Origin of the sequence: Streptococcus mitis (assembly GCF_002096835.1) — a bacterium.
Lineage (GTDB): Bacteria > Bacillota > Bacilli > Lactobacillales > Streptococcaceae > Streptococcus > Streptococcus mitis_W.
Window position 1 is genome coordinate 68,223 of record NZ_NCVG01000023.1, and the last position, 25,486, is coordinate 93,708.

General features: G+C 42.8%; 23 protein-coding genes. 6 read left to right on the forward strand and 17 right to left on the reverse strand.

Translation table 11 applies throughout. From position 1 onward, the window contains the following. Position 1: 1 nt before the first annotated feature. Entirely contained in the window at positions 2-607 is a 606-nt protein-coding gene (locus tag B7699_RS07175; RefSeq protein ID WP_084927756.1) for a nitroreductase family protein, read from the reverse strand. A gap of 170 nt (positions 608-777) precedes the next feature. Here B7699_RS07175 and B7699_RS07185 point away from each other — a divergent pair, with 170 nt between their 5' ends. Beyond that, entirely contained in the window at positions 778-1,578 is an 801-nt protein-coding gene (locus B7699_RS07185; RefSeq protein ID WP_084927760.1) for an amino acid ABC transporter substrate-binding protein, read from the forward strand. Positions 1,579-1,759: 181 nt separating this feature from the next. Here B7699_RS07185 and B7699_RS07195 read toward each other — a convergent pair whose 3' ends face one another. The 6 genes from B7699_RS07195 to recJ all read right to left on the reverse strand — a co-directional run bounded on the left by B7699_RS07195 (position 1,760) and on the right by recJ (position 10,138). Beyond that, complete coding sequence (locus B7699_RS07195; RefSeq protein ID WP_084927762.1) at positions 1,760-2,593, reverse strand: metallophosphoesterase family protein; 834 nt, start codon at positions 2,591-2,593, stop codon at positions 1,760-1,762. Next, a complete protein-coding gene (gene uvrC, locus B7699_RS07200) occupies positions 2,583-4,430 on the reverse strand; it encodes an excinuclease ABC subunit UvrC (protein WP_084927764.1) in 1,848 nt (615 codons plus the stop codon). Before uvrC ends, B7699_RS07195 begins: the two co-directional genes overlap by 11 nt. A 38-nt stretch (positions 4,431-4,468) precedes the next feature. Beyond that, positions 4,469-5,170 carry a M57 family metalloprotease gene (locus tag B7699_RS07205; protein WP_084927766.1) on the reverse strand — a complete coding sequence of 234 codons (702 nt, stop codon included), beginning with the start codon at positions 5,168-5,170 and terminating at the stop codon, positions 4,469-4,471. 62 nt (positions 5,171-5,232) lie between these two features. Further along, positions 5,233-6,012 carry an alpha/beta hydrolase gene (locus B7699_RS07210; protein ID WP_084927768.1) on the reverse strand — a complete coding sequence of 260 codons (780 nt, stop codon included), beginning with the start codon at positions 6,010-6,012 and terminating at the stop codon, positions 5,233-5,235. Positions 6,013-6,080: 68 nt separating this feature from the next. Beyond that, complete coding sequence (locus tag B7699_RS07215; RefSeq protein ID WP_084927770.1) at positions 6,081-7,742, reverse strand: ribonuclease J; 1,662 nt, start codon at positions 7,740-7,742, stop codon at positions 6,081-6,083. 176 nt (positions 7,743-7,918) lie between these two features. Further along, a complete protein-coding gene (gene recJ / locus B7699_RS07220) occupies positions 7,919-10,138 on the reverse strand; it encodes a single-stranded-DNA-specific exonuclease RecJ (protein WP_192852021.1) in 2,220 nt (739 codons plus the stop codon). Positions 10,139-10,314: 176 nt separating this feature from the next. Here recJ and B7699_RS07225 point away from each other — a divergent pair, with 176 nt between their 5' ends. From B7699_RS07225 to B7699_RS07245, 5 genes are all read left to right on the forward strand, one after another. Beyond that, positions 10,315-11,073 carry an amino acid ABC transporter ATP-binding protein gene (locus B7699_RS07225; protein ID WP_001229569.1) on the forward strand — a complete coding sequence of 253 codons (759 nt, stop codon included), beginning with the start codon at positions 10,315-10,317 and terminating at the stop codon, positions 11,071-11,073. Between the two features lie 10 nt (positions 11,074-11,083). After that, the gene (locus B7699_RS07230; protein ID WP_084927774.1) at positions 11,084-11,878 is read left to right on the forward strand and encodes a transporter substrate-binding domain-containing protein; all 795 of its coding nucleotides are present in this window, start codon (positions 11,084-11,086) and stop codon (positions 11,876-11,878) included. A gap of 12 nt (positions 11,879-11,890) precedes the next feature. Beyond that, positions 11,891-12,568 (forward strand): amino acid ABC transporter permease, encoded by a 678-nt coding sequence (locus tag B7699_RS07235; RefSeq protein WP_084927776.1) that lies wholly within the window; start codon positions 11,891-11,893, stop codon positions 12,566-12,568. Between the two features lie 9 nt (positions 12,569-12,577). Continuing rightward, positions 12,578-13,237, forward strand: coding sequence for an amino acid ABC transporter permease (locus tag B7699_RS07240; protein WP_084862992.1), 660 nt, complete (start codon positions 12,578-12,580; stop codon positions 13,235-13,237). A 248-nt stretch (positions 13,238-13,485) separates the two neighbouring features. Beyond that, a complete protein-coding gene (locus B7699_RS07245; protein WP_192852022.1) occupies positions 13,486-14,676 on the forward strand; it encodes a ferredoxin reductase family protein in 1,191 nt (396 codons plus the stop codon). Between the two features lie 96 nt (positions 14,677-14,772). Here the strand turns inward: B7699_RS07245 and B7699_RS07250 are convergent, their stop codons facing one another. From B7699_RS07250 to metF, 10 genes are all read right to left on the reverse strand, one after another. Then, complete coding sequence (locus B7699_RS07250) at positions 14,773-15,903, reverse strand: ABC transporter ATP-binding protein (RefSeq protein WP_084927779.1); 1,131 nt, start codon at positions 15,901-15,903, stop codon at positions 14,773-14,775. Between the two features lie 112 nt (positions 15,904-16,015). Further along, complete coding sequence (locus B7699_RS07255; protein WP_084927781.1) at positions 16,016-16,885, reverse strand: helix-turn-helix domain-containing protein; 870 nt, start codon at positions 16,883-16,885, stop codon at positions 16,016-16,018. Between the two features lie 3 nt (positions 16,886-16,888). Further along, on the reverse strand, positions 16,889-17,275 hold the full coding sequence (locus B7699_RS07260) for a Mini-ribonuclease 3 (protein WP_084927783.1): 387 nt from the start codon (positions 17,273-17,275) through the stop codon (positions 16,889-16,891). Continuing rightward, the gene (gene cysS, locus B7699_RS07265; RefSeq protein ID WP_084927785.1) at positions 17,268-18,611 is read right to left on the reverse strand and encodes a cysteine--tRNA ligase; all 1,344 of its coding nucleotides are present in this window, start codon (positions 18,609-18,611) and stop codon (positions 17,268-17,270) included. Before cysS ends, B7699_RS07260 begins: the two co-directional genes overlap by 8 nt. Positions 18,612-18,628: 17 nt before the next feature. After that, positions 18,629-19,150: a dihydrofolate reductase family protein gene (locus tag B7699_RS07270; protein WP_084927787.1), complete on the reverse strand. Its 522-nt coding sequence runs from the start codon at positions 19,148-19,150 to the stop codon at positions 18,629-18,631. Between the two features lie 162 nt (positions 19,151-19,312). Next, positions 19,313-20,074, reverse strand: a complete 762-nt coding sequence (locus B7699_RS07275; RefSeq protein WP_084927789.1) for a nucleoside phosphorylase — start codon at positions 20,072-20,074, stop codon at positions 19,313-19,315. 3 nt (positions 20,075-20,077) lie between these two features. After that, positions 20,078-20,944 (reverse strand): GNAT family N-acetyltransferase, encoded by an 867-nt coding sequence (locus B7699_RS07280; protein ID WP_084927790.1) that lies wholly within the window; start codon positions 20,942-20,944, stop codon positions 20,078-20,080. Between the two features lie 11 nt (positions 20,945-20,955). Then, the gene (cysE, locus tag B7699_RS07285; protein ID WP_020903022.1) at positions 20,956-21,573 is read right to left on the reverse strand and encodes a serine O-acetyltransferase; all 618 of its coding nucleotides are present in this window, start codon (positions 21,571-21,573) and stop codon (positions 20,956-20,958) included. Between the two features lie 15 nt (positions 21,574-21,588). Continuing rightward, entirely contained in the window at positions 21,589-23,802 is a 2,214-nt protein-coding gene (gene pnp, locus B7699_RS07290; protein WP_084927792.1) for a polyribonucleotide nucleotidyltransferase, read from the reverse strand. Between the two features lie 724 nt (positions 23,803-24,526). After that, the gene (metF, locus tag B7699_RS07295) at positions 24,527-25,393 is read right to left on the reverse strand and encodes a methylenetetrahydrofolate reductase [NAD(P)H] (RefSeq protein ID WP_000089967.1); all 867 of its coding nucleotides are present in this window, start codon (positions 25,391-25,393) and stop codon (positions 24,527-24,529) included. Between the last annotated feature and the right edge of the window lie 93 nt (positions 25,394-25,486).

Here is a 25,486-nt window from a genome sequence, read left to right on the forward strand (position 1 = left end):
TCTATCTTTTCTCGATGATTTCATCTACTGGCAAGCGGTAACTTGGTTCCAATTTTTCGTCTGTGTATCCCACTGTAATCAAGAGTTCTGGGCGGAAGCGGTCTTCAATTTCTAAAATCTCATTGACTTTTGATTTGTCAAATCCAAGGATCAAATTTGATCCGATTCCTTGGTCTGTAAGAGCCAAAACCAAGTTCATAGCAACCAAACCTGCATTGAGGGCTAGGTAGTCGCTGACTTGTTGTTCATTGTAGCGGGCAAATTCAGCTGGCAAATTTTTCATAAAGTATTGAAGTTGTTCTTCTGAGAAATTGTTAGCACCACCAACTCGGGCAATCTTACGAGCACGTTTGGCAAGGTCTGTATCCGTAAACAGGGCAATGGTTACAGGCGCTGATGATACCTGCTCAAAGTTGGAACCGTAAGCCAATTTTGCCAGTTCAGCATTTTTCTCACGCACCACCACAAATTTCCAAGGCTGGCTGTTGTGGGCGCTTGGAGCCAAGGTTGCGATTTCGATAGCCGTACGCACATCCTTAGGATCAACTGGCTTATCAGTGAAATGCTTAGTCGCATGACGTTTTTTATTTAATTCAAGAAATTTCATAATCGATTTCCTTTTCTAATTCTACTGCTTCCATTCTACCATAATTTGAAAGAGCTTGCAGAGATTTTTCATGATTAAGATTTTTTATTACAGCCATAAAAAATATATATTGGTTCATCAAGAAAGTTTCTGATAAACTAGCAAGTACTTTACATTTGAATGGAGACATTATGAAAAAATTTAGCCTTTTACTACTCATCTTCCCATTTTTAGTTGCCTGTGGAAATCAAGCTACACCTAAAGAAACCAGCTCTCAAAAGACAATCGTCGTTGCTACAGCCGGCGATGTGCCACCATTTGACTACGAAGATAAAGGCAATCTGACAGGCTTCGATATTGAAGTTCTAAAAGCAGTAGATGAAAAACTCAGCGACTACGAGATTCAATTTCAAAGAACCGCCTGGGAGAGTATCTTCCCAGGACTTGATTCTGGTCACTATCAAGCAGCAGCTAATAACTTGAGTTACACAAAAGAGCGTGCTGAAAAATACCTTTACTCACTTCCAATTTCGAATAATCCCCTCGTCCTTGTCAGCAACAAGAAAAATCCTTTGACTTCTCTTGACCAAATCGCTGGCAAAACAACTCAAGAGGATACCGGAACTTCAAACGCTCAATTCATCAATAACTGGAATCAGAAACACACTGATAATCCTGCTACTATAGATTTTTCTGGTGAAGATATCGGCAAACGAATCCTAGACCTTGCTAACGGAGAGTTTGATTTCCTAGTTTTTGACAAGGTATCCGTTCAAAAGATTATCAAGGACCGTGGCTTAGACCTCTCAGTCGTTGATTTACCTTCTGCCGATAGCCCCAACAACTATATCGTTTTCTCAAGCGACCAGAAAGAGTTTAAAGAGCAATTTGATAAAGCACTCAAAGAACTCTATCAAGATGGAACACTCGAAAAACTCAGCAATACCTATCTAGGTGGCTCTTATCTCCCAGATCAATCTCAATTACAATAATACTCTTCGAAAATCTCTTCAAACCACGTCAGCTCTATCTGCAACCTCAAAACAGTGTTTTGAGCAGCCTACGGCTAGCTTCCTAGTTTGCTCTTTGATTTTCATTGAGTATAAGATATACTAAAAGCGATTGGACCAGCCAATCGCTTTTTTAGTTTGCATTGGTTATTTTAGGAAACTCTTACAAAAAATCAAAATAATCCTTCACATCTTCTACATACCCATACTTTTCTATTAAACTTGCTAATAATTCCAGATTGTGCCCCTGATAGTTATCGTCACGACGTAGTTCTTCATACATTTCGATAAAGGGAAGCCCCTTGGACTTGGCCAGTTCTAACTCCGCTTCATAGTCATAAGCGACTTTACGAAATAGGATATTTACCAATTCCCCATCTTCAACTTCTATCACGACATACTGGGCACGGTGATTTTTTAACGCCTCCCAATTAAAATAGGGCATGCCAATCGACCCTGGATTGATGATTTGTTGCCCTTGACTGCCATAACGAAGCAACTGCTTGTGAACATGACCATAGACTGCCACGTCCGTTTCCTCATCGAGGAGTTGGTCAAATTTCTCTGTATCATTCTCAACTAGCAAGTCACCACCATAGTTCTTATTTGGCAAATTATGAGAGATAGAAAAGCGCAATCCGTCAATTTCTTTCTTTTCCAGCAAAGGCAAGCTTCGTAGCCAGACAATCGTTGCAGGATCCATTTGCTCCATCAAAAACTGGGTCATGCGCATTGACTGGATTTCTTTCGGATGTTCCAAACCATATTCGCCATCCAAGGCCTCAAGGACACGATCATCCCAATTGCCTCGAACACTTGCCGTGATAGGAAGATCCTTTAGCAGGGCTACCAAGTCATTTGCACCTGGACCAGGAAGAAAAATATCTCCCAGAAGCCAGTATTCACTGACTCCTTGATTTTTAGCATCTGCAATCACTGCTTCTAAGGCCGTCGCATTGCCATGAATATCTGATAAAATTGCGATTTTATGGTTCATGATGGTCTCCTTCTGTTTGATAATCTACTCTTTCTTCCGCCACTTGAGCTAATTCCACTTCTTCCTGCGGATTCAACTTTCTTTGCACAGCTTCTGCGACAAGTCTAGGCACTCCAACTTCGACAATCTCATCCACACTGGCTTCCTTGATTTTGATCAAAGACTTGAAATGCTTCATGAGATTCTGCTTGCGTTTAGGTCCTAGACCGTCAATGCCATCCAGTTGTGAAGAAAAGGAATTTTTGGAGCGCAGTTGGCGATGGAAAGTGATAGCAAAGCGGTGAACCTCATCTTGGATACGTTGGAGCAGGAAAAATTCCTGAGAATTGCGAGACAACTCCACCACCTCAAGCGGATCTCCAAAGAGCAATTCATGGGTTTGGTGCTTATCATTCTTTTGCAAACCTGCAATGGGGATATCCAAGCCAAGCTCCTCTTGGATGACTTGCTTGGCGATATTGACTTGTCCTTGTCCCCCATCAATGACAATCAAATCTGGAGGAGTCAAACCATCACGCTGTACTCGACCATAGCGCCTGCGGATAACCTCACGCATACTGGCATAGTCGTCTGGCCCGACTACGGTTTTTATCTTATACTTACGGTAATCCTTCTTACTAGGTTTTCCGTTGACAAAGACCACCATGGCAGAAACAGGACTAGTTCCCATGATGTTGGAGTTATCGAAGGACTCGATGCGAACTGGGGTGGGAATTTGGAGCAAGCGTCCTAGATTTTCAATAGCCCCCTGGGTCTTTTCAACAGATTTCTCCAGCAGGTTGAATTTCTGCTCTAGGCTGACTCGAGCATTCTTTATAGCCAAATTGACCAGTTGCTTTTTCTCTCCACGCTGGGGTTTGAGAATCTTGGTGTCTACCAAGGCCTTGACAGCTTCTTCGTCAATATCCTGGGGAATCAATACCTCGTTGGGAACTAGGTGAGATTTTTCTTGATAGAATTGTCCTACATAGGTTAGAAAGTCCTCATCCGGATCATTATAATAAGGGAAAAGATTGACATCGCGCTCAATAAGCTTGCCCTGACGAACAAAGAAAACCTGAACACACATCCATCCCTTGTCCACATAGTAGCCAAAGACATCCCGATTTTGGAGATCCTTGGCCATGACCCGTTGCTTGGTTCGAAGCGTTCCAATAGCTTGAATTAGGTCACGGTATTCCGCCGCACGTTCAAATTCCATAGTCTGGGCTGCCGTTGCCATCTTGCCCTTGAGGTCATCGATGATTTTATCATCTTGCCCTTTCAGAAAATCAGAAACCTCCTGAGCCATAGACTTGAAATAGTCCTCATCTTTCTTACAGATGGTGTGGGCCTTACATTGACCGATATGGTAGTAAAAACAGACCTTAGACGGCGGATTGGTACACTTTCTAAAAGGGAAAATCCGATCCAGCAACCGCTTGATTTCATTAGCTGCCCCCACATCTGGATATGGACCAAAGTAGAGACCTCCGTCCTTTTTGACCTGACGGGTAATAATCAAACGAGGATAGCGTTCATTGGTGATTTTGATGAAGGGATAGGACTTATCATCCTTGAGCATGATATTGTACTTGGGCTTGTTTTCCTTGATTAGGTTGATTTCCAGAAGGAGAGCCTCAATATTAGACTCCGTAACGATAAATTCAAAATCCACAATTTCAGACACCAAGGCCTCTGTTTTGGTATCATGACTTCCACGGAAATAAGACCTCACGCGGTTGCGCAGATTTTTAGCCTTTCCTACATAGATAATGGTGCCGTTTTTATCCTTGTGAATGTAGCAACCAGGGCTGGTCGGCAAGAGCTCTAGTTTTGATTTAATCAAGTTATTCATAGTTCCATTATAGCAAAAAAGTAGGGAAAGATTGTTCCCTACTCACTAGTCTCATATAATTTTCGAAGTCTTTCAACATCCTCTTTCTGGATACCATAAAAAGAACCCGCAGGTTGCATGACAGACTTCTCATCTGTATGGTCCAAGCCAATCGCATGACCCAACTCATGTTCTGCCGTATGGACAAGGCGCTCATAGGAATAGCCATAGTCAGGATTGGACAGATAATAATGATTCAGACGCACCGTTACAGACAAGAATTGTCCTGTTAAGAGATTGGTCTGACTTTCCGCCTCTCCTGCCACAGGAGTACCTCCGTCATTCATCTCCGTAGCCAAGATATCTGCCTTGCTGGACTCAGTCACAAGTTCAAAGTTAAAAGCACCAGTTTGATTCCAATTTTGGATCGCTTCTAAATAAGCCTCTTGAAAGCGTGAATCCATCTGCGGATCCAGGTAAATACGAGCAGAGGCCTGTGGCCACCTTCCTTCAGAATGCTGGTGGCTATCTGTCTGGTTCAACTTAGGCAGTTGCCCTGTTTTTTCCCATTGGTCGATACTTTGTTGACCAATCTTGACTGACCGTTCTACTTGCTTTAGCGCTCCTTGAAAATCCCCGTTCAGATACCAGAGAAGTCCAAAAGCAAGAGCACATAAGAGCACAACTATCCAAACCAGGCGCCAAAACAAACGCCACACAAAAGAAAAGAAAGCCCCTATCAAACGAAAAATCCAGCGCATGCCTCTCCACCTTCCTAGAAAATAAAGTCTATTTTACTAAAACAAGCTGAAAGAAAGCTAAATTATGACAATCTCTCTTCTAATTTGAAATCAATCGGTAGGGTTGCTAAGAACCGTTCCAATTGTTTTTCCCAATAGTACCATTCGTGAGTTCCAGCACTATGGCTATAGGTCACATCAAAGCCCTGTTTTTTGAGATTTTTCACTGCTAGATTATTGGCTTCGTACAAGAAATCCTGTTCCCCACACCATGCCCAAAGTTTGGTCTTTTTATCCGATTTTTTAGCCAGACTTTCTAGAGAATAAGGACTAGTTGTCCAATCTTTAATCTCCCCAAACACACCTCTCCAATAAGCTGGTGTCCCCAAATTTTGGCTCTCAGGAGAAAAATCTTGAAAACTAAGAGCACCTGAAAAACTAGCTGCGTGAGAAAAACGATTTGTAGCAAGAGCTAGTTTGAAACAGCCATAGCCTCCCATAGAGAGACCAGCGATAAAGGTCTTTTCACGCTTGCTAGTCATGTTAGGGAAGAAGCGTTTTAGAACCTGTGGCAATTCCACTGCTAGAGCTGTGTAATAGTCAAATCCATATTGGGTATCGGTATACCAACCGTTGCTGGTATTGGGCATAACAACGATGAGATTAGTGCCTCGAAGCAAGCGTTCTACATTGGTTCGCTTGAGCCAGCTATTATGGTTGCCAGACATCCCGTGCAAGAGGTACAAGACGGGAATGTCTTTACAATCTGGTTCTTCCACTCGATTGGCATCAGGATAGAGGACATTCACTCCCCACTCCATATCCAAAACTTGTGAGTAATACTCGATTTTCATTACTGCCATAATTTTTTCCTTCTATTTTCCGATAAGAAAAAGCCGAAACTCGACTTTCTCTCTGTTTATTTCAACGATTATTTTGCTTCCATGACTACTGGTAAAATAGCTGGACGACGCTTGGTTTGGTCAAAGAGATACTTGGTCAGATTATCACGAACCTTCCCTTTAAGATCTGCCCAATCAAAGTCATCTCCTTGAAGATAGTCTTCTACCGTTTGGTTAATCAATTCTGAACTTTCACGGAGAATATCGCGACTCTTCTTGAGATACACAAATCCACGCGTGTGAACACGAGCCTTGGCCACAATTTTCTTCTCACGACGATTAACGGTAATTGCTACGATGAAAATACCGTCCTCTGACAAGACCTTACGGTCACGAAGGACTACATTACCAACATCACCGATGGCATTCCCGTCAATCAAGACATCCCCTGCTGAAACCGCTCCAGCTGGGACAAAGTCCCCATTCTCATAAGCCATGCTGGTTCCCTTTTTAGGGATGAAAATGCGTTCTGGCAGCATCCCGACCGCCATAGCAGCCTTAGCATGGGCATCCAACTCACGGTATTCCCCTTGAATTGGGAAGAGATACTTAGGTTGCAAGAGATTAATCATCAACTGCAAATCACGCGCATTCCCATGTCCTGACACACGCAAGCTTTGAGTGATCAGTTTGACAACCCCGCCAGCTTGATAAATCATGTTTTCCACACGTGCCATGACAGCTTCTTTGGCGATAGACGGTGTCGTTACAATATAGACCAGGTCACCGTCCTTGATTTCCACATAACGGTGGCGGCCAATCGACATCTTGCGAAGACCATTGATTGGCTCACCCATACGACCTGTCTCAAGGATGATCAACTCATGGTCTTCAAAACGAGACATATCTTTTGGCTTAATCAAAAGACTTTCGTTAGCTAGAGACAATTTCTTAAGACGAATAGCAGTACGGACGATATTTTCAATATCAAATCCTGTCAAAACCACACGACGACCTGTTGAATCCGCAGCGTCAAACACCTGCTGGATACGAGAGAGGTTGCTAGCTACTGCTGCAACAATGATACGACCATCCCAGTCCGAAATAGTTTGAGTGATCTCGTCCCCAACTTCACTTTCGCTAGCCACTTGGATATTACTGTCTGCATTGGCTGAATCGCTAAGAAGAGCTAGAACTCCATCACGTCCGATTTCTGCCAAGCGAGCAAAGTCTGTCGCATAAGATTCACTAGCTGTCTGGTCAAATTTGAAGTCACCTGTATAAACGATGCTACCTTCAGCTGTCTTCAAGACAACACCCAGACTTTCTGGGATAGAGTGGGTCGTACGGAAGAAGGACACCACAGTCCCTCCAAAATCAATCTCCGTATCTTCATCAATGACATGGAAATCATTAAATTTCTTAACCGTATCATTTCCTTTGACAAAGAGTTTTGCCAACTCAATGGTCAACTCAGAGCCAAATACAGGGACCTTGGCTTCCGCCAAGAGATAAGGCAGAGCACCAATGGCATCCGCATGGCCGTGGGTCAAGAAGACCCCAGCGATACGATCGCTATTTTCAAAAAGGTAGTCCATATTGGGAATGACCACATCCACCCCTAGTTGTTCATTTTCAGGGTATTTTAGACCTGCATCCAAAACAAAAATAGACCCATCGATTTCAGCGATATACATATTTTTCCCGTTTTCACGGACACCACCAAGTGTTGTTAAACTGATATTACTCATTTTTCCTCCGAAAGCTTAGTTTATCTTGATTATAGGGTTACTTACCCTCTTATTCTAAAAGCACTATTACTTTTAGCCGAATCTTTTCCTACCATTATACCATTTTTTTGATGATTTTCAAAATGAAGATTTGTTTTCAAAAAAGAGCTGGTTGCCCAACTCTTTCCAATCTGCTACTATTTCTCCATCAAAAAGTCATAAATTTCTTGCACGGTACCCAGCGCCATTATTTCTTGGTCTTTGACGGTTTGTTTTAGATTTTGGTAAATCTGACTTTCTCCGATTTCCCGCTTTGGTGCCTCTTTATTCACTGTCATGACACCATCTTTGATCATCACAAAGCCTAGCTCTTCAAATACTTGAATCATCTTGACCAGCAAGATTTGTTGGATATTAAGATAAGTAGCCAAATCTTTCAGCTTGTAGCGAATATCAAACTCTGGGAACTGGTAGATGGTCTTGTACAATTTGGCAAACTGCTCTCTCGTTCCATATCCCGTCAAATAGTAGGCCTTGTCAATATCATTTTTGAAATAGACAGCAGAGAAATTCTGTTCCTGAAAAACAGTCTTCAGCTGAGTAATATCCTCAGGAATGGTTTTCACGACAATAGCTTCACTATTTACTAGATTCGGAAATTCTCCAGCAAAATCCAAGACTGGAACCCCTTCTGGTAAGACTGCATTTTTCCCACGGATGTTAAAAAGTTGAACACCCTCCACACGCGCATCCACCATCATCAACTGGAGGGCAGTTTGGCCATTCCATTGGTTGACAGACAATTTAACCGCCAACTCTAGATTCTTGGTTTGAGCAAATTCTGTTGCCCATCTACCTTGACCGAAGGCCACCACCTCAAAACTCGCTTCACCCTTAGATATTTTCAGTTTGAGATGGGCATTGCCTGCCCCCATGGTACGGGCACTTTCGACCTGAAAATCCTTGATATAAAAGACTGGTTTCTGATTGTCCATTCCAAAAGGTGCCAAGCGTTCAAAGCTTTTGACTGTTTCTAGGCTAAGTGTCTCCAAATCCAGCTCTTCATCTAGATTTAACTTGTTCTTACCACCAGCATCTGCGCCCTTTTCACGGACATAATCTTCCAATACTTGAGATAAATCTGAAAGTTTCTCAACTTCCAGCGTCATACCAGCCGCACCAGCATGGCCGCCAAAGGCGATAAAGAGGTCTCGACGAGGATCCAAGGCTTCAAAAATGTCGACCGCTTCCACACTACGAGCACTGCCCTTGGCACGACCATCCTCTATATTAAGAACGATGACTGTCTGTCCTAGTTCTTCCAACAAACGACCAGCCACGATTCCTAGAACCCCAGGATTCCAGCCTTCCTTGGCCAAGACCTGGACCTTCTTCTCAGAATCCACCATGGTCTTTGCTTCTTCATAGATAGACTGGACAATTTCCTTGCGCTCTTCATTTTTCTGGTGAATCATGAGAGCAATCTCATGCGCCTCCTCATCATCAAACCCAGTCAGCAAATCAATGGCAGGATTGGGATCATCCAAGCGGCCCAAGGCATTTAAACGAGGGGCAATCTGGAAACCGACTGTCTCTTCTGTCACTTCATTAGCAGCAATCCCAGCTATGTCCAGCATTTCTTGTAGGCCAATACGCTGAGTATGCCCCAACATTTCCAGACCATACTGAACCAAGATACGATTTTCATCCGTCAGACTCACCATATCTGCAATGGTTCCGATTGCAACCAAATCCAGTAGTTCCACTTGCACTTCTTCTAAAAGGGCACAAGCCAGCTTGAAGGCCACTCCACAACCAGCCAAATATTTGAAAGGATAGTCCGCATCAGGATGTTCAGGATGGACAATAGCATAGGCATCTGGTAAGGTTTCAGGCATAGAATGGTGGTCAGTCACAATGACATCTACTCCCATAGACTGGGCCAATTCAATAGCCTCATGACCAGCAACTCCATTATCCACTGTCACAATCAAGGAAATTCCTTCTTGCTCGATAAAATATTTGTAAACACTGGCATTAGGTCCATAACCGTCGGTAAAACGATTGGGCAGATAAACCCGGCACTCAGCACCAAGCTGTTCCAAACTTTCCTTAACAATCGAAGCCGAAGTCATACCATCCGCGTCATAATCACCGTAAACGAGGATATTTTCCCCTTCTTCAATGGCCTGACGAATCCGTTCCACTGCCTTGTCCATATCATGGAGCAGATAAGGGTCGTGCAAGTCCTCCAAGGAAGGTTCTAAAAACTTCTTCAGACTTTCTTGGTTCTGAATCCCTCTTTCAAATAATAACCGAGCCACCTCAGGACCCAATCCAGCCTTCTTGGCTATCTTTGTAAAATCCGCATCTTCTACCTGCGGGGCAAACTGCCATTCATAAGTAGGTGTTATCAAAAAGACATCCACTCTTTCTAAGAATTCTATTGCTTCATTATAACATGATTTAGGCTTTTTCTCTATCCTGATTGCTTTCTACAAAAATTTTACTAACTTTTTTCTGATATGATTTGACAAGACAAATCTTTTGGTGTAGAATCATGTTATAAAATCTAACACAAAGGAGATTCCTTATGGCTTTAGTAGAATTTGAACACGTCGAAAAATATTACGGAGACTACCACGCACTCCGCGACATCAATCTCCGTTTTGAAAAAGGACAAGTTGTTGTCCTCCTTGGCCCTTCTGGTTCCGGGAAGTCAACTCTTATCCGCACCATCAATGGTTTAGAGGCTGTCGACAAAGGAAGTCTTCTAGTCAATGGTCACCAAGTTGCTGGTGCCAGCCAGAAAGATTTAGTACCGCTTCGCAAGGAAGTCGGTATGGTTTTCCAGCATTTCAACCTCTACCCACACAAAACAGTGTTAGAAAACGTAACACTTGCACCCATAAAAGTTCTAGGAATTGATAAAAAAGAAGCTGAAAAGACAGCCCAAAAATATCTGGAATTTGTAAATATGTGGGACAAGAAAGATTCTTATCCAGCCATGCTATCCGGTGGACAAAAACAACGAATCGCCATTGCTCGTGGACTCGCCATGCATCCGGAACTTCTCCTCTTTGATGAACCAACATCTGCTCTTGATCCTGAAACCATCGGCGATGTTCTAGCAGTTATGCAAAAATTAGCCCACGATGGTATGAATATGATTGTCGTTACCCATGAAATGGGCTTTGCCCGTGAAGTTGCGGACCGCATCATCTTTATGGCTGACGGGGAAGTTTTGGTGGATACGACAGATGTCGATGACTTTTTCGATAACCCAAGCGAACCACGTGCCCAACAATTCCTCAGCAAAATCATCAACCACGAAAGTGACAAAGTCAAATAAGGAGGCGCTTATGAAAAAGAAATTCTTTTTATCAGCATTATTGATTAGCCTTTTCGGCCTTGCTGCTGCAAAACCAGTTCAGGCCGATACAAGCGTCGCAGATATTCAAAAAAGAGGCGAGCTAGTTGTCGGTGTCAAACAAGACGTTCCCAACTTTGGCTATAAGGATTCCAAGACAGGGACCTATTCTGGTATCGAAACTGACTTGGCCAAGATGGTTGCAGATGAGCTCAAGGTCAAGGTTCGCTATGTTCCTGTTACCGCGCAAACTCGTGGACCGCTCCTAGACAATGAACAAGTTGACATGGATATCGCGACCTTTACCATCACAGACGAACGCAAAAAACTCTACAACTTTACCAGCCCCTACTACACGGACGCATCTGGCTTTTTGGTCAATAAGTCTGCCAAAATCAAAAGTATTGAAGACCTAAACGGCAAAACCATCGGAGTTGCCCAAGGCTCCATTACTCAACGCCTGATTACTGAACTTGGTAAAAAGAAAGGTCTAACCTTTAAATTCGTCGAACTTGGTTCCTACCCAGAATTGATCACTTCCCTACACGCTCACCGTATTGATGCCTTTTCCGTTGACCGATCTATTCTGTCTGGCTACATCAGCAAACGCACAGTACTACTAGATGATAGTTTCAAACCATCTGACTACGGTATCGTTACCAAGAAATCAAATACCGAACTCAACGACTATCTTGATAACTTGGTCACTAAATGGAGCAAGGATGGTAGTTTACAGAAACTTTATGACCGTTACAAGCTCAAACCATCTAGCCATACTGCAGATTAAGGAGGACACCCCATGACAGATTTATCATCTTGGACAACCTATTTTCAGGATTTTGGACAATTTTTCAATGGTTTCCTCTTCACTCTTGCCCTAGCGATTGGATCCTTTATCCTCGCCATGGTCTTGGGCATCTTCTTCGGAGCCATGTCGACCAGTAAACGTCCAATTTTGCGTATTTTAGCTCGTATCTTTGTCGAATTTTATCAAAATACTCCCCTCTTGGTGCAGTTTGTTATCGTTTTTTATGGTTTGCCTCTTATTAGTGACCATATCATCATGATTCCGATTTATTGGACAGCTGTACTCTGCGTAGGGCTCTATCACGGTGCCTATATCGCCGAGGTTATTCGCTCAGGTATTCAGTCTATTCCTAGCGGTCAGATGGAGGCTGCCTTGTCGCAAGGGTTTACCTATATCAGTGCCATGCGCTTAATTATCTTGCCTCAGGCCTTCCGTATCATTCTCCCTCCTTTGACCAACCAAATCGTCAACCTCATCAAGAATACCTCGACAGTCGCTATCATCTCTGGTGTAGACTTGATGTTTGTGACCAAGTCTTGGTCAGCACTTAACGGAAACTACATTCCAGCATTTTTAGGTGCTGCCCTTCTCTACTTTTCTCTATGCTTCCCTGTTGCCCAGTTTGGCCGCAAGATGGAGCAAGCCAACAAAAAAGCCTATTCACTTTAGGAGGTTACTATGGAATCCATTTTAGAAGTTTTGACCCCAGATAACCTAGTCTTTATCTTTAAAGGATTTGGCTTGACCCTCTACATTTCTCTAATCGCTATCGTCCTCTCTACCCTTATCGGAACGGTGCTAGCCGTCATGAGAAATGGCAAAAATCCTGTCTTACGAATCATCTCCAGCATTTACATCGAGTTTGTGCGCAACGTTCCCAACCTCCTCTGGATTTTCACCATCTTTTTAGTTTTCAAAATGAAATCCACACCAGCAGGAATCACTGCCTTCACTCTCTTTACCTCAGCAGCTCTAGCTGAGATTATCCGAGGTGGCCTCAACGCCGTGGACAAGGGACAGTACGAAGCAGGAATGTCACAAGGATTTACTTCTACACAAATCCTCTACCACATCATTCTCCCACAAGCAATCCGTAAAATGTTACCAGCCATCATTTCTCAGTTTGTAACCGTGATTAAGGATACCAGTCTTCTCTACTCTGTTATCGCCCTACAAGAACTCTTTGGAGCCAGCCAAATTCTCATGGGCCGTTATTTCGAACCAGAGCAGGTCTTCAGCCTCTATATCCTGATTGCCCTCATCTATTTCAGCTTTAACCTAGCAATTTCTAGCCTATCTCATATGCTAGCCAAACGTTGGCAACAAGCTGCAGAATAATACTCTTCGAAAATCTCTTCAAACCACGTCAGCTTCACCTTGCCGTACTCAAGTACAGCCTGCGGCTAGCTTCCTAGTTTGCTCTTTGATTTTCATTGAGTATAAACAGCCACTCTCCAGTTAAATTGGAGAGTTTTTTTGATGAGAGTAGATATTTATAGACCTCAATTTGACACTATACTTTTTCTATGATAAAATGTAACAAATTTGTTTACAACAAATCAAATCTAAATAAAATGGAATTTTCTATGAAATCAATCAAAGGACTACTCTTTATCATAGCTAGCTTTGTCTTGACTATTTTGACTTGGATGAGCACTTCTCCCCAATTCATGATTCCAGGACTAGCTTTAACAAGCCTATCTCTAACTTTTATCCTAGCCACTCGTCTTCCACTACTAGAAAGCTGGTTTCACGGTTTGGAGAAGGTCTATACTGTCCACAAATTTACAGCCTTTCTCTCCATCATTCTGCTAATCTTTCATAACTTTAGTATGGGCGGTTTGTGGGGCTCTCGATTAGCTGCTCAGTTTGGCAATCTTGCAATCTATATCTTTATCAGCATCATCCTTGTCGCCTATTTAGGCAAATACATCCAATACGAAGCTTGGCGATGGATTCACCGTCTAGTTTACCTAGCTTATATTTTCGGACTCTTTCACGTCTACATGATGATGGGCAATCGCCTCCTCACATTTAATCTTCTAAGTTTTGTTGTTGGTAGCTATGCCCTTTTAGGCTTACTAGCTGGGGTTTACATCATCTTCCTTTACCAGATAATCACCTTCCCATACCTTGGAAAAATCACCAATCTCAAACGCTTGAATCACGATACTAGAGAAATTCAAATCCATCTTAACAGACCTTTCAACTATCAAGCAGGACAATTTGCCTTCCTAAAGATTTTCCAAGAAGATTTTGAAAGTGCTCCACATCCCTTCTCTATCTCAGGCGGTCACGGTCAAACTCTTTACTTTACTGTCAAAAATTCAGGCGACCATACCAAGAATATCTATGACAATCTTCAAGTAGGCAGCAAAGTAACTGTAGACAGAGCTTACGGACACATGATCATAGAAGAAGGACGAAAAAATCAGGTTTGGATTGCTGGAGGTATTGGGATCTCCCCCTTTATCTCTTACATCCGTGAACATCCTATTTTAGATAAACAGGTTCACTTCTACTATAGTTTCCGTGGAGAAGAAAATGCAATCTATCTGAATTTGCTCCGTGACTATGCTCAGAAAAACCCTAATTTCGAATTCCATCTAATAGACAGTACAAAAGATGGATATCTTAATTTTGATCAAGAAAAAGTGCCCGAACATGCAAGCGTCTATATGTGTGGTCCTCTTTCTATGATGAAGTCACTTGCTAAACAGATTAAGAAACAAAATCCCAAAGCAGAGCTTATTTACGAAGGATTCAAGTTCAAATAATTACTCATACTCTCCTGGAATTTCCCAGGAGTTTTTTTACGCAATCGCAAAAAAAACACTGCCAGATTTCTAGCAGTGTTTTGTGTTTCATTTATCTTAGTAGACTGTTTTTTCAGTTTCGACATCAAAGAAGTGTGCTTTGTTCAAGTCAAATCCAAGTTCAACTGTTGCACCTGTTTGCAAGTAGTCACGAACATCAACTTTGGCAACAAATTCGTCTTTACCAACTTGGCAGTAAAGATGAGATTCTGAACCAAGCAATTCTGATACAGAGATAGTAGCTTTGACAACTGATTCTGGGAATGTTTCAAGGAAAGCAGGTTCTGCATTCACATCTTCTGGACGGATACCAAAGATCAATTCTTTACCTTCGTAGCCTTTTTCACGAAGAACTTTCAATGCTCCTTCTGGAACTTTCAAACGGAAACCGTCAGAAATAATTTCGCTACCAACCAATTTCACGTTGATGAAGTTCATAGCTGGGCTTCCGATGAATCCTGCAACGAACTTGTTAACTGGATTTTTGTAAACTTCTTGAGGGGTACCGATTTGTTCTACACGTCCGATAGTACCTGTACCAGCAGGGTTTTTAGTTGCTGACATGATAACGATACGGTCTGCAAGTGTCATCGCTTCTGTTTGGTCGTGAGTTACGTAGATAGTTGTAGCTCCGATACGACGGTGGATTTTCGCAATTTCAGCACGCATTGATACACGAAGTTTAGCATCCAAGTTTGACAAAGGTTCGTCCATCAAGAATACTTTTGCATCACGGACGATCGCACGACCCATGGCAACACGTTGACGTTGACCACCAGAAAGGTCAGCAGGTTTACGTTCCAAGAACTCTTTCAATCCAAGGATTTCAGCTGCTTCTTGTACACGTTTGTCGATATCTTCCTTGCTGTATTTACGCAATTTCAAACCGAAAGCCATGTTGTCATAAACAGTCATGTGTGGGTAAAGAGCGTAGTTTTGGAATACCATGGCAATGTCACGGTCTTTTGGAGCTACGTCGTTGACAACCACGCCATCGATAGATGCAGTTCCTTCTGTGATATCTTCAAGACCAGCAATCATACGAAGAGTTGTTGATTTACCACATCCTGAAGGACCTACGAAAACGATAAATTCTTTGTCTTTGATGTCCAAGTTGAAGTCTTCAACTGAATAGTGTTCGCTGTTTGGATATTTTTTGTAAATGTTTTTAAGATTCAATTCTACCATGAGGTGAACTCCTTTTGTCTTTTGATAGTTTTATTATAGATGAAAACGCTTTATATTTCTATGGCAAGATGACCAAAAAAATAAAAAAGTTCTGTGCAACTTGCACAAAACTTTAGAGAATATCTGGTAAAATCAACTGATAACACAAGGTCAGGTCAGTCAATTCCTTCAACTGTAGCCCTGTCAATTCTTCCCACTTATCAATCTTGTATTGGAGAGAATTGCGGTGCAGATAGAGTTGCTGGGCTGTTTTAGTGAGAACAGCACTATTTTCCCAAAGGGAGAGAATGATTTCCTGAATCTGGTCCTGGTCCAAAATCATCTGATGTAGACATTCCTTGATTGCCTTCAAATCCACGAGCCTTTCTCCCATACTCCAAAGATAGAGCTGAGAAAAAGTATGAACACCTTGGTGGCCCTGACGCCACCAAGTCTTAAACAAATCCCGCTCTGCTTTGATTAAGTCTGATAGGGCTTGATGGCCCATCTGAGACCAAACCTGACCTAACATAATAGAGAGACGCAGTCCAAAGTCATACTCAACTGCTTCAATCGTATCACTTAAAATAGTTCGTACAGAGGTGTATTTATCTTGTTGAAGCACGAAAACATAGTCCTGAGCTCCGACTTGAAGCTCCGTCTGACAGTTTGGAAATAGTGTCCGCATCATATCCAACCAAGAAGCTAGATTTTCCTGCTGAAAATAGGAAAGATGGCAATAAACCAGCTGAATCTTTTTAAAAGTTTGTGGTGCCTGTCCCTTGCCCTCAATCAGAAAAGAATACCAAGGATTGAGCGAGCGAGTCTGCTCCTGCTGAGTCAAAAGGGCAACCAACTGCTTTTCGCGCTCGCTGAGTTCAGCTTCCTCCAGCAGAATCCACTGCTGAGAAGCTAAAGGGAGTGTGAGATAGCCCTCTTTCTCTACTGGTTGGTCTGAAATCTGAGCCTCAGGAAACCAGTCTTGTAGTTCTTTTGCTATCATGTCCTAGCCCTCCACTTTTTGGATGCACCACGAAATCAAGCTCTCAAGACGTTCCAGATTTTCAGTCATATGAAGATAGCCCATGACTGCTTCAAAACCTGTAGACATACGGTAAGTCACCACATTGGCATTTTTAGCCTTGGTGTGACTATTGGTATTGCGACCACGTTTGTAGATTTCTTCTTCTTTTTCTGTCAAGACTTTCTCCTCCAACATAAGGGCAATTAGGCGAGCCTGAGCCTTGGCTGACACATACTTGGTCGCCTCTTGGTGGAGTTTATTGGGCTTGGTCATACCTTTGAGGATGAGGTGACGACGAATATACATAGAATACACCGCGTCCCCCTCAAAAGCTAACGCAATCCCATTAATGAGATTGACATCAATCACGTGTCCACCTCACTCCATCCTTGGTGTCAAGGAGCTTAATTCCTTGAGCAGCCAATTGGTCACGGATTTGGTCCGCCGTGGCAAAGTCACGATTGGCACGCGCTTCTTGGCGTTTTTGAATCAAGGCTTCAATCTCTACATCCAATACTTCCTCAACAAAGACAATCCCAAAGACTTCCAACATATCTGCAAGAGCTTGCTTGACACTTGCATCATAGTTGCCAGAATTGATCCATTTGGCCATTTCAAAGACTACTGTAATACCGTTAGCAGCGTTAAAATCTTCATCCATAGCTGCTACAAACTTATCTTTAAAGGCTTGTAACTCTTGAGCATCTACAGTTCCAGTAAATGGTTGCTCATAAGTGTTCTTCATATACTTGAGATTGGTCTCCGCATCCCGCACTGCCTTTTCCGTAAAGTTGATAGGTTTGCGATAATGTTGAGTCGCAAAGAAGAAACGAAGCACTTGACCATCAAGAGTCTTCAGGGCATCATGAACAGTGATAAAGTTCCCCAAAGACTTAGACATCTTGACATTATCGATATTGACAAAGCCATTGTGCATCCAGTAGTTGGCAAAGGTCTGACCTGTTTTGGCTTCTGACTGGGCAATTTCATTGGTATGATGAGGAAACTCTAGGTCGGCTCCGCCACCGTGGATATCAATGGTATCGCCCAAAATCTCTGTTGACATGACTGAACACTCGATGTGCCAGCCTGGACGACCAGGTCCCCAAGGACTATCCCAAGAAATCTCGCCTAGCTTGGCAGCTTTCCAGAGGGCAAAGTCCACAGGATTTTCCTTACGAGCCGTTTCTTCATCGGTACGACCTGAAGCACCTAGCTCCAAATCTTCCAAGGTTTTATTTGCTAATTTAGCATAGTTGTGGGATTTTTCCACACGGAAGTAAACATCCCCTTGACTCTCATAGGCAAAACCTTTTTCAATCAAGTCTTCCACAAAACGGATGATGTCAATCATAAACTCCACTACACGCGGATGGCGAGTCGCAGGTTTGACGCCCAAGGCCGTCACATCCTCACGAAAGGCAGTGATGTACTTGTCCGCAACCTCCTGTGGCGTAATGCCTTCTTCCTTGGCACGGTTGATAATCTTATCATCCACATCCGTAAAATTGGAAATATAGGCAACCTCATACCCACGGTACTCAAAATATCGACGAATGGTATCAAAAGCTACCGTCGAACGGGCATTCCCCACGTGGATATAGTTATACACGGTTGGCCCACAAACATACATCTTGACTTTGCCGTCCTCAATCGGGACAAATTCTCGCAAATCACGAGACATGGTGTCGTAAATTTTAATCATACGGTCCACTCCCTTCTCTATTTCTGACTTTTTCGGCTGAAAACCAGCTCTGCAAAAGGGCCAATTTGTCTGCAGCTATCCAGTTGGTAAAAGCGCTGCCCTTCCTCTTGGGTAAAGAGGGGAACCCCCTTCCCCAGGATAAGGGGCGCTATCTGAATAATGAGGTGGTCGAAAAGATCCGCATCCAAGAGCGGTCCTACCAGGGAATTACCACCAATCACAAAGACATTTTTGCCTTTGTTAATCTGGTGAACAAAGTCCACCACATCCCCAGCTACTGGCTGGTAATTGCTGACAGGCAGGTGCCTATCATGCGTAAAGACATAGTTTTCCGTAGCTTGATAAAAACTTTCTACATCTTGCAAATCTTGGATTTCCTCAAAGGTCCGCTTTCCCATGATGGTGATATCCATTTGCCTGTAAAAGTCATCATAGCCTGTATCCTCTACAGAACCAAGCTGATGCAACCAGTCTATCCTGTGCTGGCTGTCTGCCAAGTAGCCATCCATGGTGATACAGCCGTAAAAATACACTGCCATTCTTGTAGTTTCCTTTCTAGTTCTGCTTCGCCTTCACTTAGCGGGATAGACCCAGATGATTAGAACTAAGCTAATCAAAGTATTCAGCAAAATCCTTGCTGAACCAGAAAAATAAACCAGACAACAGCAATTCCAATTCGTACCTATTAGTAGAGAGTAGTTTCAATCCAAATCTCTAGCAATTACTAATGCTATCTCAAAGAAAGTCATAGCATCTGCTTTTCTATCCTCGCGTCTAGCATCCCATTCGTGATTTTGGTGGTCGACATAGTCAGCTGTGTAGAAAAATTGATAGACATTGGCTAGTCGATATTGGGCCCAGGCCATGATAGCTGAAGCTTCCATATCGACAACTCTAGCTCCTGCTACTAGTCTTCGTTTGACCTTAGCAGCTGTCTCACGATAGAAGGCATCTGTCGTCCAAGCCTTGGTCCGAATGTGCTCAATTCCAGCTTTATCCAAGGCTTTTTCCATAGTTAAGAGTAGAGATTGCTCATAGGCTATTTCATCACTTGCTGGAGCATAGTGATAACTAGTACCTTCATCACGTAAAGCCGAACTTGGTAGGATAATCTTATCTGCTTGAATAGACTGGTCTAGAACTCCGCAAGATCCTAAAACGATAAAGTTCTTAAATCCTCTTGCTTTGAGTTCTTCCAAGAGGCCAACAACCATTGGAGCTCCAATAAGAGCCATAGCAACTGCTACCTTACTTCCATCTTTTTCATAGATATACCATGGCAGTTTACCATTTAGATTGGTAAGATAGCCACCTTCGTAGACACCATCTATCTTCTTTACTCGTTCAAGGATTTTTCCATTAAAAGACAAGATAATGGTATCACAGATTTCTCCACCACTAAGGAGGCTTCTATCAGTTGGCTCTATAACAGCAGGTACATTTTCAAATTCTTCTAATAGCATTTATTACTCTTTCTCATTCAGATAAACCACCTGAGTCTGTTTGACAAAGCCAATTTTTTCATACAAACGCTTGGCACCTACATTGCTATCTTCCACTGCAATCTGAAATTCCTTATCATTTTGCTCAATCAATTGGTTGACTAGAGATTTTGCTAAGTAGCTTCCATAGCCTTTCCCACGTTCAAGTTCTGATATTGCTAAACCGTAGAAGTAATTTGTATTAGTCGATAAATCTACCGTGCAAGTCCCAATAACCTGACCGTCTTTTAGCAAAATATATAAGCGACTTTCTGGATCCTTCAGAGCTTCAACGACATATCTATCCACAACTTCTCTAGATTCATGTTCCTCTGAGAACGCCTGAAATTTTAACTGACTAATTTGATCCTGATACGAACTATCTGCTAACAAAACTTCAAGATTGGAAACATTTGCTAACGGATAAGGTTTTCTATCCTTACCTAACCAAGTTTCTGTCTCTTCATCCTCGACCAATCCCCAGTTGCTAACAAAATCAGGATGGCGGTCTAGAAAAACACGCTCTGTCTGAAAAGTGACTGAATGAATCGGAAAAGAAGCTGTTTCTCTCTCAAAACTAGTAAACAATGCACGCGCAATTCCCTGACGGCGATGATCTGGATGAACCAGTATCGTCACTTCTACATCTTGGTCATCTGCATAGACAGTTAATAAACCAACAAGTTCGCCTTTTTCATAATAAAGGAAAAAGGCGGGCATGTTTGGGTCAAAATTAAGCATGTTAGATAGATAAGGATCACGATAGGTACCGTCATAGTTTTGGCAACAGTTAATTAGTTTTTTCGCCTCAGATAGCTCCTCTTGGCTTAACTTGTTTCTTGCTTGAATCATATAGCCATCCTCTACAACCCAGACGATCTGTGACTGGCTTCTTTAGCCTGCTCGAGTTTATTGACGTAGTACTCTCGTTTTTCTTCAACTTCGTGGATAGTCGGTTCATCCTTCTGTCCATGAACTCGGACAATCTTGGCCGGAATACCGACAACCGTCACATCACTAGGTACATCTGCTACGACAACTGCTGCAGCACCGACCTTGGCATTTGCACCAATTTCTACAGGACCAATGACTTGGGCATGGGCTGATATAAGGGCACCCTGACGAACGGTCGGATGGCGTTTGCCAACATCCTTACCAGTTCCACCAAGAGTTACTCCGTGGTAAAGCATAACGCCTTTTTCAACAATCGCTGTTTCCCCAATCACCAGACCAGAACCGTGGTCGATAAAGACACCTGAATCAATCTGAGCACCCGGATGAATCTCAATCTGAGTCCAAAAGCGCCAGAACTGACTGTGCATACGAGCCAGGAGTTTGAAGCCATGCTTCCAGAGAAAATGCGAGAGACGGTGGGCCGCCAAGGCCTTGACACCTGGATAAGTCAGCAAAACCTCCAAAGTGGTGCGGGCCGCTGGATCATTTTCTTTTACGATATCAATGGTTTCGCGCCACCATCCCATACATTTCTCCTTTTCTTATTCTGAATCTTTTGGTGTTTCTGTAATTTCTTTCTTAGGTTTGTGATCCTTGTGATGACGTGGGCGGTGAGGACGCTCTGTTTTTTCACCTTTTTCATCACGTTCAGGTTTTGGAGGACGAGGAAGAAGGGCCTTCATAGAAGCATCCACACGTCCTTTTTCATCAATCTTGATAACCTTAACATCAACTTCATCCCCGATTGCTACCAAGTCTTCGACATTATTGGTACGTGTCCAAGCCATCTCAGAGATATGAACAAGGGCATCTGTCTTATCAAAGAGGTTAACAAAGGCACCAAATTTCTCGATACGAACGACTTTAGCACGGTAAACTTCGTCCACCTTAGCTTCACGGACCAAACCAGCAATAATTTCTTTAGCACGGTTAATAGCATCTTGGTCGCTAGAGTAGATAGACACATTTCCTTCTTCATCGATATCAATCTTAACGCCTGTTTCAGCGATAATCTTGTCGATAGTTTCTCCACCCTTACCGATGACAATCTTAATCTTGTCCACATCAATCTTGATGGTATCAATTTTCGGAGCAGTTGGAGCCAATTCTGGACGAACTTCTGGAATAGTTGCTTCAATCACATCAAGGATTTCAAAACGAGCTTTCTTGGCTTGGGCAAGGGCTTCAGTCAAGATTTCTGCAGTGATCCCTTGGATCTTGATATCCATTTGAAGGGCTGTAATCCCGTCACGAGTTCCTGCAACCTTGAAGTCCATGTCTCCAAAGTGATCTTCCAAACCTTGGATATCTGTCAAGACTGTATAGTTGTTTCCATCTGAAATAAGACCCATGGCAATTCCTGCTACTGGCGCCTTGATTGGCACACCACCAGCCATAAGGGCAAGCGTTCCCGCACAGATAGAAGCCTGAGATGAAGAACCATTTGATTCCAAGACCTCAGCTACCAAACGGATAGCATATGGGAATTCTTCCAAACTTGGCAAGACTTGAGCAAGAGCACGCTCACCAAGAGCACCGTGACCGATTTCACGACGACCAGGTGCACCGTAGCGTCCAGTTTCCCCTACAGAGTATTGAGGGAAGTTATAATGGTGCATAAAGCGTTTCTTATACTCTGGATCCAAACCATCAATGATTTGAGTTTCACCCATCGGAGCCAAGGTCAAGACTGAAAGGGCCTGAGTTTGCCCACGAGTGAAGAGACCTGAACCGTGCACACGAGGAAGGAAGTCAACAACCGCATCCAAAGGACGGATTTCATCGACCTTACGACCATCAGGACGAATCTTGTCTTCTGTAATCAAGCGGCGCACTTCAGCGTGTTCCATTTGTTCCAAGATTTCAGCCACATCACGCATGATACGGTCAAATTCTTCGTGATCTGCATATTTTTCTTCATAAACAGCAGTCACTTGGTCTTTAACTGCTTGAGTTGCAGCTTCACGAGCCAATTTTTCTTCTACTTGGACTGCCTTTTGGAGGTCACTGTTGTAGGCTGCGATGATTTCAGCCTGCAATTCAGCGTCCACATGAAGCAATTCTACTTCTGCTTTTTCCTTACCAACTGCTGCAACGATTTCTTCTTGGAAGGCAATCAATTCTTTGACTGCTTCATGCCCTTTAAGAAGAGCTTCCAGCATGATTTCTTCTGACAATTCTTTAGCACCAGACTCTACCATGTTGATGGCGTGTTTGGTACCAGCTACTGTCAATTCAAGGAGAGATTGCTCTGCTTGTTCTTGCGTAGGGTTGATGATGATTTGACCATCCACATAGCCAACCTGTACCCCAGCGATTGGTCCGTCAAATGGAATATCTGAGATAGAAAGCGCTAAAGAAGAACCAAACATAGCTGCCATAGGTGCAGAGGCATTTTCATCATAAGAAAGTACTGTGTTAATCACTTGCACTTCATTACGGAAACCTTCCGCAAACATAGGACGGATTGGACGGTCAATCAAACGCGCTGTCAAGGTCGCATCTGTTGAAGGACGTCCTTCACGTTTCATAAAGCCACCAGGAAACTTCCCAGCTGCATACATTTTTTCTTCGTAGTTGACTTGAAGAGGGAAGAAATCTCCAGTTGCCATTTTCTTAGACATAACGGCAGCAGTCAAGACAGTTGACTCACCGTAACGTACAACAACTGCGCCATTCGCTTGCTTAGCAACCTGACCAGTCTCTACAATTAACTCACGACCCGCAAAAGTCGTTTGAAACACTTGTTTTGTCATTTTAATCCCCTTTGGATTGATGAAATTATACGCCTTGCCTACAAAGATCAAGATACTAAGGACGTCAAAAGCAAAGTAAAAATAGGAAACTGACGAAGTCTTCGATGAAGACAAGACAGTTTATCTTTTTTACACAGCTTTTCGGCCGGGTTCAATTATACAAGATATTTTGGACGGTTCGGCTTGCCGAACATTTCTGTAGAAAAATAGGAAGGTGACGCCGCACTCGATGAGTGCTAGGAGGCTTATCTTTTTTCCTAAGAAATGAGGCCAAAATTCAATTAAGTATCTTTTTGATATTTCCCTGAAATAGTGCGGACGGGAGGTAAAATTATCCAGTGGATGATTTTAGAAATCCAGGGAATTTCAATATTAATTTTTGAGTACTTCGCCTTTTCATTTCTATGCTCAGGCTAAAATAGTTTCCCGAACTATTTTACTCTCAAAAATTCCGTCCTAGAAAATAACAGAATTATTCTCTAGGATACCACGATAGCGTGAGATATCTTTTAAATACTCACTCCGTTCGTGTTTTTTGAGACACACATCATCAGATTTTGTTTAAAAAATAATAAACTTTAAACAAACTTCTACAACCTAAATACCCTCATCTTTGTATCAAGTACGTACAGAGTCTATTTTATCATATTTTTCTTAAAAAGTACGGTCTTTACCATTAAAAAGGAACCATTCCTCTCACCTGAGAAGAATGGTTTGCTTTTTATTATCCTAAGGACTGATGATTAAACAAGGCATGGGTCGCTTGGTGGATGTATTTTGCTGTTTCAGCATTGTTCATGGTGTAGAGATGCACACCGGCAACATCCTGAGTTACCAAGTCCACGATTTGGTCCACTGCATAGGCAAGTCCTGCTGCTCTGAGCGACTCAGGGTCATGCTCATACTTGTCTAAGATGGCTTTAAATTTGCGTGGAAGATGGATATTCTCACAAGTCTTCAAGAGGCGGAGAGCCTGATTTCGATTCAGAATTGGCATAATCCCTGCATGAATAGGAACATCAATCCCAGCCAAGATGCACTTGTCTTGGAAATCATAGAAGCGCTCATTGTCAAAGAAAAGCTGAGTTACAAGGCTCGAACAACCTGCATCCACTTTCTTCTTAAGATTTTGAATATCTGAAATCTGATTTGGTGAATCTGGATGGCCTTCTGGATAACAAGCTCCGACAATATCAAAGTGAGGGGCTTGTTCCTTGATGAACTCGATCAAGTCAGTTGCGTAACGGAAATCCTTTTGTGGTTCCACGTCTGGAATAATATCCCCACGAAGAGCCAAGATTTTCTGCACTCCAACCTTGTCCAAGTCAGCAATGGTTTCAGCAACCTTGTCCTTAGTCAAATAGATAGCTGGTAAGTGGGCAATGGTCGGAATCGCCAAGTCATTTTGGATAAAATCAGCCAAACGGACCGTCGTTTCCTTGATATTAAATTTATTATTGCTGGCAGTTACACTGATAAAGTGAGGAGCCAACTCCTGCATATCTTGAAGAGCAGAAATAATGTTATCATTACCCACGGCTGGGTTTGGAGGGAACACTTCAAATGAGAGTGACGGTGTTTGGCGTGACATAGTCATTATCCTTTTCTAGTTGATTTTTTCGTTAGCTGGATTCCTAGAATCCAAGTGAAACAGGCAGATTGACCAAACAGCGCTTCTTGAGAA